This is a genomic window from Marivirga harenae (genome assembly GCF_030534335.1).
Classification (GTDB): domain Bacteria; phylum Bacteroidota; class Bacteroidia; order Cytophagales; family Cyclobacteriaceae; genus Marivirga; species Marivirga harenae.
Window position 1 is genome coordinate 654,878 of sequence record NZ_CP130565.1, and the last position, 16,385, is coordinate 671,262.

Genomic DNA, 16,385 nt, shown 5'->3' on the forward strand with positions numbered 1-16,385 from the left:
AATGGAGTTGTAGTATTTTTCATGAGTCCCCTAGCTAACCGTGCCTTTGCAACAGTGAATAGCTACTTTACTACAGTCTGAGAACATCTTATTTTATGTACGGAGAATTATATGTTATCTTAGCCATGAATAAATTTCAGAATTAATAAATCCAGCCATTTGAAAACTATAAATGCACTCCTCCTATTCCTAAGTATTATTATTGTTGGCTGCCAAAATAATGATAGAGCAAAGAATGCGGAAAGCAGCTCCAAAGAAGTAAGCTACTCCTCCAATGATTATGAGGCTTTGGTTTCTCTATTTAAGGAATGGCGAACATTTGAAGAACCTCCCCTACTTGACGGTGCTCCTGATTACACCAAACTAGCTTTGAAAAGCGCTTGCCAGCATTCAAAGAGTTACAAGCCAAGCTCCAATCCATTGATACCAGTGGCTGGTCAACTGAAAATCAAGTAGATTGGATGATTATCTGGGCTGAAATGAATGGATATGATTTTAACCATAGAGTGTTAAAACCTTGGACTCGTGACCCTACTTATTACAAAACAGTTTGGAGTCATCGAAGTGATGTGCCTGCACATGAAGGTCCTACTCATCATGCTACAACAGAATTATGGACATATACTTTTCCGCTTTCCACTAAAGAAAGAGTCCGTTTAATGGAGGATTTAAAAGTCATCCCTCCACTGAATGCACAAGCGCAGCAAAACTTGACAGGAAATGCCCGAGAATTGTGGATTGCTGGCATAAGAGATATCAAAGAACAAAGTACCGTACTTACCGAATTAAAAAATGATTCGCTGATTAAAGAGGATAAAGAATTAGTCTCCATTATCGATCAAGCCATTACTTCCACTGATGACTTGGCTAGCTGGTTGGAAAAAGAAGGGCAAACTAAAACAGGTCCTTCAGGAATTGGTAAAGAAAATTATAGCTGGTACTTACAAAACGTACACCTGGTTCCTTTGAGCTGGGAGGATGAAGTAATGCTCCTTAAAAGGGAGCTCGCCCGTGCCTGGTCTTCGCTAAAATTAGAAGAACATCGAAATAGAAATTTGCCCGAATTGAAAGATGCTGATTCTCCAGAAGCTTATGATAAAATGGCAGATGAGGCCGCAAAAAGTTTGATCCAATTCCTGGACGAACAAGAGATAGTGACGGTGAAACCTTATTTTGAACCGGCACTTCGAGAGCATTTGGGCGAGTACTTACCAAAGGATGAACGAAATTTCTTCACGATCGGTGAGCATTACGATCCACGTCCCTTATACTCTCATTTTTATCACTGGTTTGAATTAGCCAGAATGGATACGGAACCGCATCCAAGTGAAATTAGAAAAGGTCCTTTGTTGTATAATATTTTTGATTCCAGAAATGAAGGAACTGCCACAGCAGTGGAAGAAATGTTTATGCAGGCTGGTCTTTATGATGACTCGCCAAGAGTCCGTGAGATTGTTTACATTATGATTGCCCAACGGGCTGCCAGAGGCTTGGGGTCCTTATATGCGCATGCTAATGAAATGACCATGGAAGAGGCCGGTGGTATTCATACGAAGTACACTCCGCGTGGATGGATGAATACTGAAGAAGAACTACTCATTTTTGAGCAGCATTTGTATTTGCGCCAGCCGGGTTATGGCACCAGCTATATCACGGGTAAATATTTACTAGAAAATGCGATGGCTGAATATGCCAGATTAAAGGAAACTGATGAAGAACCATTTCAACTTAAAGACTTCTTTGATACACTAAATAGCATCGGAAATATTCCGATTTCATTAGGACAATGGCAAATGACGAATTCCAAAAGTCATCTGGAAGAGATTTCTGAGTAGAAGTAAATGCTGAGACCACAAGAAATCATTCTAGCGGCTGATAAAACTTTAAATTTAAGAGCTCTCAAAAAGCTATTTCAGCAGTAACTTTTGGAAAAAACTGATCAATTTTCGGACAGTCCTCCTGTACAAAATTGAACGATCAGTTTCAAGAAAGCCTGCCTAAATGAATTCAAAGCGGATGGCACCACTCTTGAGGGAAGCTAATATTTCATAAAAACCATCGTTTACTGCTCATGGAAAAGCTTCAACGTTTCTTTTGGTATTGCTCTGGTGCCAATACTGAATTATTAAACCAGTGCCCTACGGATTCCAGCAAATATGTAGGCATTGGAGCCACTATTCTCTTTACCGGATTATTTGCTGCCCTATCTGCTGCCTACGCCTTTTTTACCGTTTTCGATAGTTACCTAATCGCCAGTATTCTGGGTTTAGTCTGGGGATTGATGATTTTTAACCTGGATCGCTTTATCGTCACAAGCATGCGCAAGACAACAAAGAAAGAGGAATTCGTAATGGCAATTCCACGCTTGATTTTAGCAATCTTAATTTCCATCGTGATTGCGAAACCTTTAGAGCTGAAAATATTTGAAAAGGAAATCAATAGCGAACTTTCGGTGATGCAAGATGAAATGAAAGCAACACAAAAAGAAAACATTTTTGAAGAATATGCTCAGCAAAAAAGCACAGTGGATCAAGAATTGACTGACTTGAAAAGCGAAATTAAAGCGAAAGGACAAGAGCGAAATGAATTGCGTGACATTGCGCGCAAAGAAGCCGATGGAACTGGTGGAACGATGAAAAGAAACCCTGGACCTATCTACCAAATCAAGAAAGCGAATGCTGATCAAGTAGAAAAAGAACTTCAAGAGTTAATTCAGCAAAACAATCCAATCATCGCCAATAAAATCTCTCAACTTCGTCAATTGGATTCCTTGCAAACTGCAGCTCTTTTAGCTGTTGACAGTAAAGACATAGGCGGTCCAGCGGCAAGACTGGAAGCTTTAGATCGATTAGCCACCAAAAGCAGTGCTATATGGTGGGCCAATGCCTTTATCGTATTGCTTTTTATCGTAATTGAAACCAGTCCGATATTCGTAAAACTCATCTCTAAAAAAGGCCCTTATGATCATTTGCTATTTCATGAAGAATACAAATTCGAGACCGGAGCCTATAAAAACAGAGCTTTTATTCACGATGAACTCAAAAAGCAATCTGCCTCTTTAGCTCATAAAGAAAAAGAGTTCGTCACTAATCGCTTAGATGTAGATTTAGACAAGGCTTAAAAGCAAGGCATTTTCATTTATTAGGATACTGTTCTGGAACCACTTAACTTACTAACATTCAATCCGTACCCATAACAGGAGCATTAGCGACTTAGCTAATAATTCAATAATCACTTTAAATGAAAAACATGGAGAATCTCAAAAACCTCCCTTCACAAGAAGGACGAACCATAATTGTAACCGGAGCGAATACAGGCCTAGGGTATGAAACTGCGCTATTCTTAGCGGAGAAAGGCGCAAAAGTGGTTATGGCTTGTCGTAATTTGAAAAAAGCCACTGCCGCCAAGCAAAAAATTGAGCAGGAAATCTCCACAGCTGACCTAGAAGTAATGGAAATTGATTTAAGCAGTTTGGACTCAGTCCGTAATTTTGCTAAAAATTTCCTATCTCAATATGATCGATTAGATGTTTTGATAAATAATGCGGGTGTGATGATGCCACCCTTTACCAAAACGGATGATGGCTTCGAATTGCAGTTTGCGGCCAACTACTTAGGGCATTTCCTACTTACAGGTTTGTTGCTAGATACAATGCTTAAAACACCCGATTCAAGAATTGTTTCCTTAAGCTCTATCGCCCATAAAAACGGCAAAATCAATTTTGATGATTTGCAAAGTGAACAAAAGTATTCTGCCTCTGATGCTTACGGACAATCTAAGCTAGCTTGCTTGATGTTTGCCTTTGAATTGCAAAGGAGATTGGAAAAAGCAGGTCACCAAAACACCATCTCCACGGCTGCCCACCCAGGCGTTTCAGATACAGAATTGGGCAGGCACATGCCTAAATTACTATTCAATATTTTAAGATATACAGTGGGACCTTTTCTTACTCATGCTCCAAAAGAAGGTGCTAAACCCACTATTGTGGCCGCCATAGGAGAAACAGAAGGAGGCGATTATTTTGGTCCGACTGGCTTTAGCGAAATGAAAGGGAAGCCAGGAAAAGCCAAAAGCACTAGCTTAGCAAATGACGAAGCTCAGGCGAAAAAACTATGGGAAGTATCTGAAAAATTAGCAGATTTAAAGTTTTTGTAAATAAAATCTCTAAGCTTTAAGTGACAATAAGCTTCTAATTCGTGATATTTACTTCGTATTATCACTTTTTAAGATCAAATGGACAAGAAAAAAGCGAAGCTAATTGTAAGGATATTATTGTTTGTCGGCACCGCAATCTCTTTATACTTTGTACCCTGGCCAGTAGTTTTTGCATGGCTTAGCCCTTTACCGAATTCCCTACAGGAACAAGTCGATAGAGCTGGCGATTATGGTTTTGATGGCATTATAGTTTATGTAGATAAAAAAGGAGAAGCACCTAGGTCATTCACTTCTGGTTATAAAAACAGAGCTACTAAAACTCCTGCAGATCCGAATTCGCTTTTCAAAATCGCAAGTGTGGACAAATTATATACCGCACTCGCTATTGCCAAGATGTCAAGAAGCGGACAGCTATCATTAGACCAAAGTCTAGCTTTCTATTTACCAGAGCTCAAGGGTAAAATAGAATATGCAGATGAGATCAGCTTGAAAATGATGGTGCAACACCGATCAGGCATTCCCAACTATACCAATACCCACCTTTATTGGGTGGCTCCAAAAGAGTCAGACGAGGAAAAGTTGGGTTTAATACTTAATTTACCTGCGAACTTCAAGCCTGGCGAAGATTACCAATATTCCAATACCAACTATCTCCTCCTAGGTAAAATAATGGATGAAGTCTTGGGCTATGACCACTTCCAGTATATTCAAGAGGAAATACTAAAGCCATTGGACCTCAAAAATACTTTTGCCTCCATTCAGGATGTGGATTTAGCCGATGTCATGAGTGGATATTATGTTGGCTATGAACAAGATTTAAAAACTGACAATGTAGGCTCTATGCTGGCAACTGCTGCAGATCTCAGTACATTCATTAGAGCTTTAAATGAGGGCACAATATTTACAGACGAGGAAGAGCAAAAAATTTATGCTTCCATCTATGAATTTGAACATACGGGTTTAATCCCAGGCTATCAAACCATCGCAAAATATCACCCTGAAATGGATGCTGTAGTGATCCAATTTACCAATACGGTTAACTTTGACGGTTACAACTGGAATTTATCTGAAGTGATGTATAGTCGTGTTGTGAAAATTTTAAAAGATTGAATCTTACAATTTGTAGATTAATAACTAAGCTGAACATCCTGTATAAATCATGGCTGTAAGTAGGTTATTGTTAGTTTCGTTCTTTGTAGATAGCCCACCAATCTGCAGGATTGACTTATTTGTAAAACGTAATTTAATCAGCCAATCCTGCGGATTGCCTCAATAGTTAGCGCGAATTTTTATATATTTAAACAGCCATGAATTTATAGAGTGGCGTTAGCGGGGATTATCCCCTCACCCTAAAACCACCATATAAATGCATAAGAATTCTATTTTTCTATTCCTCGTATTGTTGACTTTACAACTCTCATGCTCCAAGCCTGAGAAACCACCTTACGAACTCCCAACGAATGCGAAATTTCTGTTAACCGGAGACTCAACTAAAACATGGAAATTAGCCCGTAGATTCAATAATAAAACTCGGATGAACATGGGAGATTGTTTTTTATCTCACAGAGAAACGTATAAGGGTGACATGACAATGCATAACAACTCTGGTGAAAATAGAGATTGCGGAGAAAGTCTTAACGCGACATGGGAATTTGCGAAGGACAAGAAAGGAAACTACTACATTAGAATTGAAAGCCAGCAGTTACCAGCACTGATGAACATTGAAAAGAATTACAAACTTTTTAAGGTTCTGCGACTAACGGATGAACAGATGACATTGCAGTTTAATCACAAGCAATTTTCCAGCAAAACAACAACTATTACAGACATTTATGTTCCTGAGAATGCTTTGATCAATGACCGAGAATTTCATTGGTAAAATCTCGCTAACAAATGATATGAATGAAGGGGTTTCATCGGTCAAGAAATTTTAGTGCTACTTGGAAAGTCCGCCACAAATTGTAAATTTATACTACTGTATGGCTATCTGCGAGAGGAAAGGCTAGTGCTTTCTATTCCCCACTCATCATGGCCTAAACGTCAAGCCTGATTAAGCTGAAATGACAGAAAAGGAGAACCATATAAAATCAAATCTTGAAATTCTCAGAAATGAACTTGATCAGCTTTTTGACTTTTTTGAGAATGGCCTAGACTATCATAAAATGGTTTATGAATTCTGGAATGCAAAGGACATTCTTGGACATATAACCTTTTGGCACGAGAGTTTTGCGAGGAATATTTCAGATTTAGGCAAGGGCATTCAACCCAAACCCTTAAAAGGGAAACTTTCAGAAGTTAACATACAAAGTGTCGAAACCACAAAAAACGAATCCATCGCAAGTCTAATCAAACGATTGAAAGCGGCCCAAGCCACCATTGAAGAATTCATATTTGATGATACCATAAACCTAATACCCTATAAGAAGGGTTCACGGGATTATTCAAGGAGCGAGCATTTAGAAGTAGTATCCCACCACATTCATAAACATTTAACAGACATTTCTAAAAAATATGGCACGACCAAAGAATAAAGCTGATTTGCTGAATTTGAGCAAAAAGAACTTTGAACTTCTGATGGATTTCATTGAAAGTTTATCCGAAGAAGAACAAAAATCTCCTTTTCCGAAAGGAACAATGAATCGAAATATTGGAGATGTACTCATGCATCTTCACCATTGGCATTTAATGATGATTGATTGGTACGCGCAAGGAATGAAAGGAGAAAAACCAGATATGCCAGCCAAAGGATACACTTGGAAGACAACTCCTGAATTAAACAGCTGGATTTGGGAAAAATATAAGAACACCCCTCTTGAAGATGCCAAGAAGAATTTCAAATCAAGCTACGAAAAAATTAGGAGTTTAATTGAGAAACATAGTGATGAGGAACTATTTGAAAAGAAAAGATACAAATGGACTGGAACTACCTCACTAGGTGCCTACCTTGTATCGGCTACTTCAAGCCATTATGACTGGGCTATAAAACTTATTAAAAAGGCGAAGAAGTGAAAAGGAGAACTCAGAATGTCAATGCGATAATGCTTCCTAAACGGTCCCGCTATGAATATACAAACCGTTATAATCCTACAGAAATATGAAAAATATAGGTCTTATTATATTTTTACTGATATTATCGACTACAGCTCAAGGTCAAGCTAATGAATTCAGAAATCAAAGGGCCCAGTTCACTGCTTTGAATATTGGATTTAATGGGCTAATTGGCGGGCTAGGTGGCTTAATCAATAACAATGGAAATAAATCAGGTTTTCAAGCATTTACCAAAGGATTTTATCAGGGAGCTATAGGAGGTGCTGTTAGTCATATTGGATTCTCATTAACGCATCAAGTACAAAAACAACGCAATATTTCTTATGCCTGGCCCGCAAGAATTGTGAACTCCCTGGGAAGCTCGATTATTCAAAATGCTGCTGAAGGCCATAGAATGTTCGAACGCTTACACCTCAACCTGTATATTACGCGCTTGGAATATTATCCTTACCAAAAGAAATTTAGGGGAAGGCTCTTCACATCATCCATTTATGGTATTTTGGTTGCTGGTAGGAATGCAAAGCTCGATGTAAAAAAATCCCTGCAAACGGGAATCCTATATTTTGAGACTTCTCAATATTTTTCTTCTGCAATCGGCAGCGGAAGTGCCACTGGCCAAGTAAGCTCAATCGGTATGAGCAGTGGCTTTTCTGATGATAGATATTACAGCACCTACGCTCACGAAGTAGCTCACATCCTTCAATATGACAGAATGGTAGGGCCTAATGCCTTTTTATACTCTTTTGATCAAAATTTAAAATCTAAATACGCGCTTTACAAAAACCTCTCAAAATTCATATACTTTGATTTAAACGGCCCTATATTCTTTCTGGCCTATAAAGCTGCAGGATCAACACATAACTGCAACTTTTTTGAACAAGAGGCAGAAAATTATAGCAACAGGGTAGCCTATACATGTAATTAAGTTCTTGAATAGACGCTATTGGGTCAATTCTATATTTGTAAATATCTAGCTAAGGGATGAAACTTGACTCATCTATATACACAATGAACAAACTGACAGGCTAACATACCATAAACACCTCCTTCAAAACCAACTTCCGTCATATCATTTCGCATTTCCTTTAAATTATTTGTCTGATCCTGAAATAGCGAACTCTAATCAAGCAATACCCTCAACCCAAAAAATTGAGAATCTCATAGACCAGCGGAAAAACCAATCATGAAGCATCTGTTGAACGTTCGCAAATCAATATTCATAGCTATATTTAAGCCGTTCATAGAAATAATAAAGCCGATCCAAGGAAAAGTATAAATAAATCTCGTAATTAGAGTATTCAACTAAATCCTACAAAGCCCGCCTGACGAATATTCAAAATGGTTTTTAGGGGATTTAGGGTGTATTAATAATGTAGATATACTGAATATATTGGGCTATCGACAATTGAATAATAATATTTATCAGCAATTTTGATAGCCAATTGTTGTGTAGCATTAAAAACAAAGAGACTAAATGAACAGTAAAAATATCTCAAGAACAGCAGCAATTATATTTTCTGAAGAAAGCTCTGCAATAAAGTCAACTACTGTTCAACGTAAGATAATTGAATCCCTTTTTGTTGAGAATGACAATAAAGAACTCACTATTGACCAAATAATTGATGAACTTAAATCGTCACTAGAATTAGACTTTGATACCGAAGAAATTTACAGCCTGATCAACGATGAAAAGAAATCCAACTTTGACATAAGGCTTGACAACTCATTCAAGGAGAACTACTTAAAACTTGAAAATAAAAGATTCGCACTCTTAAAAGAAAGAGAAAAAGAAAATTCCATATTCCCACATATTGAGAGATTTCAATCATCAGTTTATGAAGGGGAATTAAATACTAGTAAACTTGATGAGATTCTACACAAATACCTATATGAACTTCTAAATAAGAATATTCAAGCATTTAAGAAAATTGCAAAGAGCTCTAATTCTACTGACAATCTGTACATTGATCCAAGCCTCTTTACTGTAGCGGAGCGACTAGCTATAAATCAATTCATTGAATGGGAAGATAATGAGAAGAACAAAGCAATTTTTGCCCTAATTAGTTACTCAATTGAATATGCGGCTATTAACAACCATTACGAAAGTTCAGATATTTTTCTCAAATCTATTAAGGATAAAATATTTTATTTGGACAATAACGTCCTTTACAGAGCAATAGGAATAAATGGTGAAAACCGAAAAAATCGAATTACAACATTCATAGAAAAGTGTATTTCAGCAGGACAGAAATTTAAAATTTCGTCATTCACAGAAAAGGAGTTCAAGGAAACAATAAAGCATCATATTAAGAACCTTCAAAAAGTCCCTTTCAAAAGAATCAATTATCGATTGTTTTCTAAGTACTCATTAAACCCAAGTATTTATGAATACTATCATAAATGGAAAACTAATAGAGCAACATATGGATTTGACCTTTTCACAACCCATCTTTTTTCGGAACTTGAATCATTTAAGAAGAAGTACAACGTAGAAACGGTTTACAAAATTCCCTTTGATCCAAAAGCAAAAGAACCCGAAAAGAAAATTTCAGAATATCAGGATGAAATAGCGGCTGCGAAAGGTTATGGTTATGAACAATCACATTATTTTGACGCAATAAACACTTACCTCGTAGAAACACTTAGGGGACAGAATCAGAATTCAATAACAGATACTAAGTATTTCTTTGTTTCGACCGACCAAAAGCTAAGGGATTGGGATTTTGCCAGAAATGAGTTTCAACCAATAGCACTAATCCCAAGCCAATGGATGGCTATACTGCTTAAATATCATTCAAGAAGTTCAAACGATTACTCAAGCTTTTTATCTTTTCTAAGACTCAAGACCAATACCCCTGTTATCAAAGAAGACGATTTGCAGACAGTGCTTGCGGGAATAAGTGAGATAACTGAAGATTTTGAAAAACAAGAATCTATCTTGGATAAAATGGTCGAGTTGAAATTTGACGGAATCATGAATGGGGACAATAACCCAGAAGAGATTTATAAGAAAACAATTGATTTCGTTTCTCGCGAGTATGAAAAAGAGCTTGAGGAATTAAATAGAGATAGAAATAAAGCAGAAGAAAATTTCAACTCTGAAAAAATTCAATTTAAAGAAAACTTGTTAAGTGAAAAGGAGAATTCAATCAGTGAACTTGCCAAGCAAAAAATCCCGATTCAAAGACAGGCTGACAAAAGATTTAATCGCTATAAATTAAGCTTTTCACTTATCGTCATATCCTACTTTATAATTTTGGGAATAATAACGTATAAAGTGGGTTGGGAAACTATGGAACCAATAACCTACTTTTTAGGGGCAATTGGGATAATTGCGACCTACCTATACCCTGCTATTTACGGAAAAGACATAAATCCAAAAAAGTATTTTGAAACCAAAGAGTCAGAGATAACATCTAAGGTCTTTTCTGAATTCAATTTTGACTTAGGTCGTTACGAAGAACTTCAAAACGAAAGAGATAATCTTAAAAATGAAATTGAAGAATTAACAACGCTACACAACAATGTATATAAAAAATAGGCGAAACAGCAATAAAATCAAAGCTTTTAGCTTGAATCAAAGTTCGTGTTCAACTGAAAGTTCCGTTCTTCAAATTCGCCTACTTTTCATATACTAAACGTCACCCCCAATAATTAAAACAGCAGAATTACTCACAACCATTTTCATCGAAGGCCCCATAAATTTCCTATTCAGTTTCCCAGGTGCAGTTATCCGTTAGCTTTTAGGCGGAAGAAAGAGGTCTCTTAAAGCCTATTGGAATGAAAATATATTTTTAAACGCATTCATTGGAATTGCCTTTTTTAGCATAATAATTTTAATTGTGATGGTTTCAAGCAACTCATAAAAGTGAAAGTAGACCAAGTGAAAACAGAAGTTTGAAATTAATAAATTGCTTTATAACTACTTAGATATCAAATATTAAGATATATTTAGCAAATCTTTTGCAATAAATCATACCGTCATGAAAATCATAATCCTTGCCACTTCGCTAATATTATTTCTGCATTTTGAAAGCAGTGCACAAACCAAATTCGTGTTGGAACCCTCCCAGAGCATGATTATGACAGGAAAAGGTACTGGTCAAGATGCCACCATAAATCCTTATTTCGGACAAGATTGCTATGCAATCGTGAAAAATATTGGGAAGAGAGAATTCTTTATAAGAGTCCAGCAGGAAGGGAAAGTCATCAAAAAAATCCCGATCCTGAAAGATGAAGTAAAAAAAGTAAAACTCTTAAAAGGCTACGAACTCTACTTAGACCCAAACCCAGAAGGCAGAGCAAAAGCCAGCGTGGACTATGAAAAAATAGTGGCAGAAAAATAGGCTAAACTAGCACACACAAGTAGTGGGTACCCATTTAACCCTCTATTTCTCTCACTATTCAGCCACCTTCACGGCCCTTCTTTCTTATCAAAAATAGAAGCATCATCTGAGAATTGAATATTAGAAATAGTCGCTTTTCCCAGCTGCTCTGCTAAACCGTTCTTCTCACTCCAGTTCCAGAATTTCCATTGCTGCGCAAAGGGAATATCCTCCACTTTCTTATAATCAGAGTAACTAATCGCATGGGGGTTTTGAGCGGCTTTTTCCTGATCACGACCACCAAAAGTTACGATATAGGCCATGGCTTCCAACACTTGACTTTCTTCATTCTGATACACCACATACCAGTCATCTGGTGCATCTCCAATATTTTCTCCAAAGGTCAATTTAGTGGTCATCAAACTATCATTTTCCTGATAGGGTAATTTTTTAGGGTCCGTATGATGCGTTCCTGGGTCGTTCAACTTAAAAGGGCCATAAAGAAATAGGACCAAGTCAAGGCATCGAATCTTGCTCCATCATACAAACTATCTTTAGGATGAATCCAGATCTCATTACCATCAAATAATAATCGAGTGTTCTCTGAATTCTCAACTAGCACTTTTGATGAAGTAGTGGTAGAATAAATCCTAGCGTCCAAGCGCTCATTACCTCCAAAAATCAAATTTATGTCAAAGGAAATAATCCTTTCCTCCATAAACGCATCAAGATTATGAGCTTCCTGAATGGATTTAATGACCGGATTAACTTGCTCTGCTACAGCTGAGCTTTGAAGCGATTCTTCTTGTTTATTTTCCTTTTGACTTGAACAGGAAGCAAATACTAAGGCAATAAGGACTACTAAATTTCTCATATCATTTCTTTAATTATAAAGGCGAAGGTACTATCATTATTTGAACTGAATTGTCAGCTAACTAGCATTTTTGCAAATGATTCAGCTTAACAAATCAACCATTCCTAAAATAACTCTGCGCATAATGGGCAAATTTCACTACATTTCTAGTATAAATAACCATTTAATCTATGAAGAAATATAGCACACTAAGCCTATTGATTGCATTAATTGCAATCAATTTTAGTGCTTTTGCCCAGGAAGACGAAAAGGCAGACAGCACTAAAAAAGCAACCAAAGAACTTCCGCTAGAACCGGAAAGAACCATCGAGTTTAACACTAAAGAAGGCACCTGGCTTTCTGTGGATGTGAGTCCAAATGGGAAGACCATCTTATTCGATATGATGGGAGATATCTATTCCATTCCTTTTACGGGTGGAAAAGCAACGAAAATAACAGAAGGAATGGCCTATGATGTACATCCTCGGTACAGCCCAGATGGAAAATCGATAGTTTTTATCTCTGATAAAAGCGGTTCGGATAACATCTGGACGATGGATTTGGAATCGGAAGAGATGAAGCAAATCACCAAAGATGATAATCAAAATTACTTCTCAGCCGACTGGACCCCAGATGGCGAATATATTGTGGGTTCAAAGGGTAGAAGAAATGCCAAACTACATATCTACCACAAAGAAGGCGGCTCTGGTGCTCAATTAATTGACAAACCTGACAACTTAAAAGCCACTGATCCCGCCATCAGTCCTGATGGGACACTGATCTACTTTTCACAAAGGAGATCTGCATGGAACTACAATGCGCAATTCCCGCAATATCAAATCGGCACTTACGATATGGAAGATGGTGATATGGCAAGCATCACTTCACGCTACGGATCAGCCTTTACTCCTACCTTATCACCTGACGGGAAATGGTTAGTGTACGGAACTCGTTTTGAAACAGAAACGGGTTTAGTAAGAAGAAATTTAACAACCGGTGATGAAGAATGGTTGGCCTATCCGGTACAGAGAGATGAGCAAGAATCAATCGCTCCTTTAGGCGTTTATCCGGCTATGTCATTCACGCCAGACAGTAAGTTTATAATTGCCACTTATGGGGGAAAAATCCATAAAATCGACATCAATGCAAAAACGGCTTCAGAAATTCCATTCGAAGTAGATTTGAAATTGGAATTGGGCCCAAGATTGAAATTCGAATATCCTATTTCAGATAATAAAGAAGCTTTTGTAACACAAATAAGAGATGGTGTACCGTCTCCTGATGAAACCCAATTAGCCTTTACTGCTTTAAACAGATTGTATGTAATGGATTTGCCTGAAGGTGAACCAAAAAGATTAACGAAGCAAAATTTCACTGAAGCAATGCCGGCATGGTCACCAGATGGTAGTCAAATTGTATTCTCGACCTGGGAAGAAAAAGAAGGCGGACATTTATATAAAATTAATTCTAATGGCAGAGGAAAGCCAGTAAAGCTGACACAAAACCCAGCGCTATACCTTGATCCGGAATGGTCTTATACTCAAAACCGAATCGTATTCAATAGAGGAGCGAATCAGGTGTATAAAGATGCTATTGACCCATTCGGTTCTTTAACGATGGAAGATTTAGCTTGGATTTCTGCTGAAGGTGGAAAAGTAACTTTAATTGATAAAGCAAAAGGAAGAAGTACTCCTCATTTCTCAAAAGTGTCGGACAGAATTTACCTCAATCATGGGTCTAAAGGTCTGATTTCAATCAGATGGGATGGTACTGATGAGAAGGAACATTTACAATTGACTGGAATTACCACTTATGGTTCTTCTATTGATATGATTCATGCGCACGATGGTTCTCATAATATTTTGCCAGGTGATGAGAAAGCATGGAGAGAAAATAATAAAGCTTCGAAGCCATCGGAAATCAGAATTTCTCCCGATGGAGAAACGGCTTTGGCAAAAATCAATAATGATGTGTATTCGGTAACGATTCCGAAATATGGTCAGACGCCTAAAATCTCATTAGCGAAAGCAGATAATGCTGCTTTCCCTGCCATGAAATTAACCGTTATGGGAGGCGAATTCCCTGCATGGTCTGGTGATAGTAAAAAAGTACATTGGTCATTAGGCACCAGTCATTTCATTTATGATTTAGCTGCTGGTAAAGCTTACGCAGATAGTGTTGCAACGGCTAAAAAAGAAGCTGCCAAAAAGAAAGAGGAGGAGAAGGAAGAAGATAAAGATTCTGAGGAAGACAAGGAAGAAGAGGACAAGGAAGAAAAAGCAGATGAGAAAAAAGACAAAGAAGAGAAAGAGGAAGGCTTCACGGCTAAAGAGATAAAAGTAAAAGTAGCTTATGAAAAAGATATTCCAGAAGGGACTATCCTTTTAAAAGGTGCTAGAATCATCACCATGACGGATCAGGGTGTGATTGAAAATGGAGATATCTTAATTGAAAACAACCGAATTACGGCAGTTGGTGAAAGTGGTAGTTTAGAAGTTCCAAAAGGAGCTAAAACCATTGAGGCTGGCGGTAAAACCATCACACCAGGATTTGTAGATACACACGCGCATATGTGGCCAAATTGGGGTTTACATAAAAATCAGGTTTGGATTTACTCAGCTAATTTAGCTTATGGGGTAACCACTACTCGTGACCCGCAGACTGCTACCACCGATGTTTTGACCTATTCAGACATGGTGAATTCAGGGATGATCCACGGACCTAGAGTATACAGTACTGGCCCTGGTGTAGGCTATTGGATGTATAAAATCAAATCTTTGGAACATGCCAAAGAAGTTTTGAAGCAGTACAGTGAATACTATGACACCAAGAGTATCAAGATGTACTTAGTTGGTAATCGTCAGCAGAGACAATGGATCATTATGGCCGCTAAGGAATTAGAATTAATGCCAACGACTGAAGGTGGGTTAGATTACAAACTAAACATGACGCAATTATTGGATGGATACCCTGGCCACGAGCACAGTTTACCGATTGTAGGCATTTACAAAGATGCTGTACAAACGATAGCAGAATCTAAAATGGCCGTAACCCCTACCCTATTAGTTTCTTATGGTGGACCATGGGCGGAAGAGTTTTACTATGCCACGGAAGATGTATATCATGATGAAAAACTACAATACTTCACGCCTTATGAAGAATTGGCTCAAAAGTCGAGAAGAAGAGGTGCATGGTTTATGGAAGAGGAACACGTATTCCCTAAGCATGCTAAATTCATGAAAGATTTAGTAGAAGCAGATGGTATTGGCGGAGTAGGTAGCCACGGGCAACTGCAAGGCTTAGGATATCACTGGGAGCTATGGTCTGTTGCCAGCGGAGGCATGACTACTATGGATGCTTTAAAAACTGCGACAATTCTAGGAGCAGAAGCATTAGGACTAGAAGGTGACTTAGGAAGTATAGAGGAAGGTAAATTAGCTGATTTATTGATTATGGATAAAAATCCATTAGAAGAAATCAGAAATACCAATACCTTAACTCATGTGATCAAAAATGGTAGAGTTTATGATGCCGATACTTTGGATGAAGTTGCCCCAAATGAGAAAAAGGCAGAGAAATTTGAATGGCAGACTAAAAGGCCTGAGAATGTGCCGGGAATTCAGAAGGATTAAAATTTGATCTTAAAATAAATTCAAAAGGGATTCTGGTGTTAGATCAGAATCCCTTTTTTTGTTGTTACTATAAATAGGGCCCTTTCGGTAAATAAAAAACGATATTAATGTAGCTTTAAATATACTTAAAGACTTTTTATTTTGAATCTAAGTCATATATAAAACCTCAAAATTAAATCTTTTGATTGAAATTTGAGGTTTTAGAGATATTTGAAAATACTATTTCCCAAATTATACTTTGTACTTATCTACCTTTCTTTTTGATTGAACAAAAAGAAATAAAAATTCAAGACAAAACAATGCTTCTACGCACTCCCCAACCTTGGCCCGCTGTTTTGTCCTCCCTCCCGCTCCCTCCGAGCAAAGATTATT

The 16,385-nt window shown here is 37.6% G+C and carries 14 protein-coding genes; 12 read left to right on the top strand and 2 right to left on the bottom strand.

Annotated elements, in window-relative coordinates; translation table 11 throughout:
- Positions 1-159: 159 nt before the first annotated feature.
- The 11 genes from Q3Y49_RS02820 (at position 160) to Q3Y49_RS02870 (ending at position 11,549) form a co-directional block, all read left to right on the top strand.
- Positions 160-456 carry a hypothetical protein gene (locus Q3Y49_RS02820; protein ID WP_303270719.1) on the top strand — a complete coding sequence of 99 codons (297 nt, stop codon included), beginning with the start codon at positions 160-162 and terminating at the stop codon, positions 454-456.
- Positions 381-1,835, top strand: a complete 1,455-nt coding sequence (locus Q3Y49_RS02825) for a DUF885 domain-containing protein (RefSeq protein ID WP_303270720.1) — start codon at positions 381-383, stop codon at positions 1,833-1,835. The genes Q3Y49_RS02820 and Q3Y49_RS02825 overlap by 76 nt, the downstream gene beginning before the upstream one ends.
- A gap of 236 nt (positions 1,836-2,071) precedes the next feature.
- Positions 2,072-3,121, top strand: coding sequence for a DUF4407 domain-containing protein (locus Q3Y49_RS02830; protein WP_303270721.1), 1,050 nt, complete (start codon positions 2,072-2,074; stop codon positions 3,119-3,121).
- 128 nt (positions 3,122-3,249) lie between these two features.
- Positions 3,250-4,155 (top strand): oxidoreductase, encoded by a 906-nt coding sequence (locus Q3Y49_RS02835; RefSeq protein ID WP_303270722.1) that lies wholly within the window; start codon positions 3,250-3,252, stop codon positions 4,153-4,155.
- Between the two features lie 78 nt (positions 4,156-4,233).
- Positions 4,234-5,265, top strand: a complete 1,032-nt coding sequence (locus Q3Y49_RS02840) for a serine hydrolase domain-containing protein (protein WP_303270723.1) — start codon at positions 4,234-4,236, stop codon at positions 5,263-5,265.
- 430 nt (positions 5,266-5,695) lie between these two features.
- Positions 5,696-6,034, top strand: a complete 339-nt coding sequence (locus Q3Y49_RS02845; protein ID WP_367892470.1) for a hypothetical protein — start codon at positions 5,696-5,698, stop codon at positions 6,032-6,034.
- 181 nt (positions 6,035-6,215) lie between these two features.
- Positions 6,216-6,686 (top strand): DinB family protein, encoded by a 471-nt coding sequence (locus Q3Y49_RS02850; RefSeq protein ID WP_303270725.1) that lies wholly within the window; start codon positions 6,216-6,218, stop codon positions 6,684-6,686.
- A complete protein-coding gene (locus Q3Y49_RS02855) occupies positions 6,667-7,164 on the top strand; it encodes a ClbS/DfsB family four-helix bundle protein (RefSeq protein ID WP_303270726.1) in 498 nt (165 codons plus the stop codon). The genes Q3Y49_RS02850 and Q3Y49_RS02855 overlap by 20 nt, the downstream gene beginning before the upstream one ends.
- Positions 7,165-7,249: 85 nt before the next feature.
- The gene (locus Q3Y49_RS02860) at positions 7,250-8,128 is read left to right on the top strand and encodes a hypothetical protein (RefSeq protein WP_303270727.1); all 879 of its coding nucleotides are present in this window, start codon (positions 7,250-7,252) and stop codon (positions 8,126-8,128) included.
- A gap of 549 nt (positions 8,129-8,677) precedes the next feature.
- The gene (locus Q3Y49_RS02865) at positions 8,678-10,744 is read left to right on the top strand and encodes a hypothetical protein (protein ID WP_303270728.1); all 2,067 of its coding nucleotides are present in this window, start codon (positions 8,678-8,680) and stop codon (positions 10,742-10,744) included.
- 442 nt (positions 10,745-11,186) lie between these two features.
- Positions 11,187-11,549: a hypothetical protein gene (locus Q3Y49_RS02870; RefSeq protein ID WP_303270729.1), complete on the top strand. Its 363-nt coding sequence runs from the start codon at positions 11,187-11,189 to the stop codon at positions 11,547-11,549.
- A gap of 68 nt (positions 11,550-11,617) precedes the next feature.
- Here Q3Y49_RS02870 and Q3Y49_RS02875 read toward each other — a convergent pair whose 3' ends face one another.
- Together Q3Y49_RS02875 and Q3Y49_RS02880 are read right to left on the bottom strand one after the other, a co-directional pair.
- On the bottom strand, positions 11,618-12,013 hold the full coding sequence (locus Q3Y49_RS02875) for a hypothetical protein (RefSeq protein WP_303270730.1): 396 nt from the start codon (positions 12,011-12,013) through the stop codon (positions 11,618-11,620).
- Positions 12,010-12,402: a hypothetical protein gene (locus Q3Y49_RS02880; RefSeq protein ID WP_303270731.1), complete on the bottom strand. Its 393-nt coding sequence runs from the start codon at positions 12,400-12,402 to the stop codon at positions 12,010-12,012. Before Q3Y49_RS02880 ends, Q3Y49_RS02875 begins: the two co-directional genes overlap by 4 nt.
- 170 nt (positions 12,403-12,572) lie before the next feature.
- Between Q3Y49_RS02880 and Q3Y49_RS02885 the strand changes: the two genes are divergently transcribed.
- The gene (locus Q3Y49_RS02885) at positions 12,573-16,013 is read left to right on the top strand and encodes an amidohydrolase family protein (protein ID WP_303270732.1); all 3,441 of its coding nucleotides are present in this window, start codon (positions 12,573-12,575) and stop codon (positions 16,011-16,013) included.
- Positions 16,014-16,385: the final 372 nt, after the last annotated feature.

Coding starts and splice junctions, on each gene's coding strand:
- Q3Y49_RS02860 (WP_303270727.1), top strand. CDS start 7,250: ATGAAAAATATAGGTCTTATTATATTTTTACTGATATTATCGACTACA.
- Q3Y49_RS02865 (WP_303270728.1), top strand. CDS start 8,678: ATGAACAGTAAAAATATCTCAAGAACAGCAGCAATTATATTTTCTGAA.
- Q3Y49_RS02845 (WP_367892470.1), top strand. CDS start 5,696: ATGGGAGATTGTTTTTTATCTCACAGAGAAACGTATAAGGGTGACATG.
- Q3Y49_RS02835 (WP_303270722.1), top strand. CDS start 3,250: ATGGAGAATCTCAAAAACCTCCCTTCACAAGAAGGACGAACCATAATT.
- Q3Y49_RS02870 (WP_303270729.1), top strand. CDS start 11,187: ATGAAAATCATAATCCTTGCCACTTCGCTAATATTATTTCTGCATTTT.
- Q3Y49_RS02885 (WP_303270732.1), top strand. CDS start 12,573: ATGAAGAAATATAGCACACTAAGCCTATTGATTGCATTAATTGCAATC.
- Q3Y49_RS02880 (WP_303270731.1), bottom strand. CDS start 12,402: ATGAGAAATTTAGTAGTCCTTATTGCCTTAGTATTTGCTTCCTGTTCA.
- Q3Y49_RS02830 (WP_303270721.1), top strand. CDS start 2,072: ATGGAAAAGCTTCAACGTTTCTTTTGGTATTGCTCTGGTGCCAATACT.
- Q3Y49_RS02855 (WP_303270726.1), top strand. CDS start 6,667: ATGGCACGACCAAAGAATAAAGCTGATTTGCTGAATTTGAGCAAAAAG.
- Q3Y49_RS02840 (WP_303270723.1), top strand. CDS start 4,234: ATGGACAAGAAAAAAGCGAAGCTAATTGTAAGGATATTATTGTTTGTC.
- Q3Y49_RS02850 (WP_303270725.1), top strand. CDS start 6,216: ATGACAGAAAAGGAGAACCATATAAAATCAAATCTTGAAATTCTCAGA.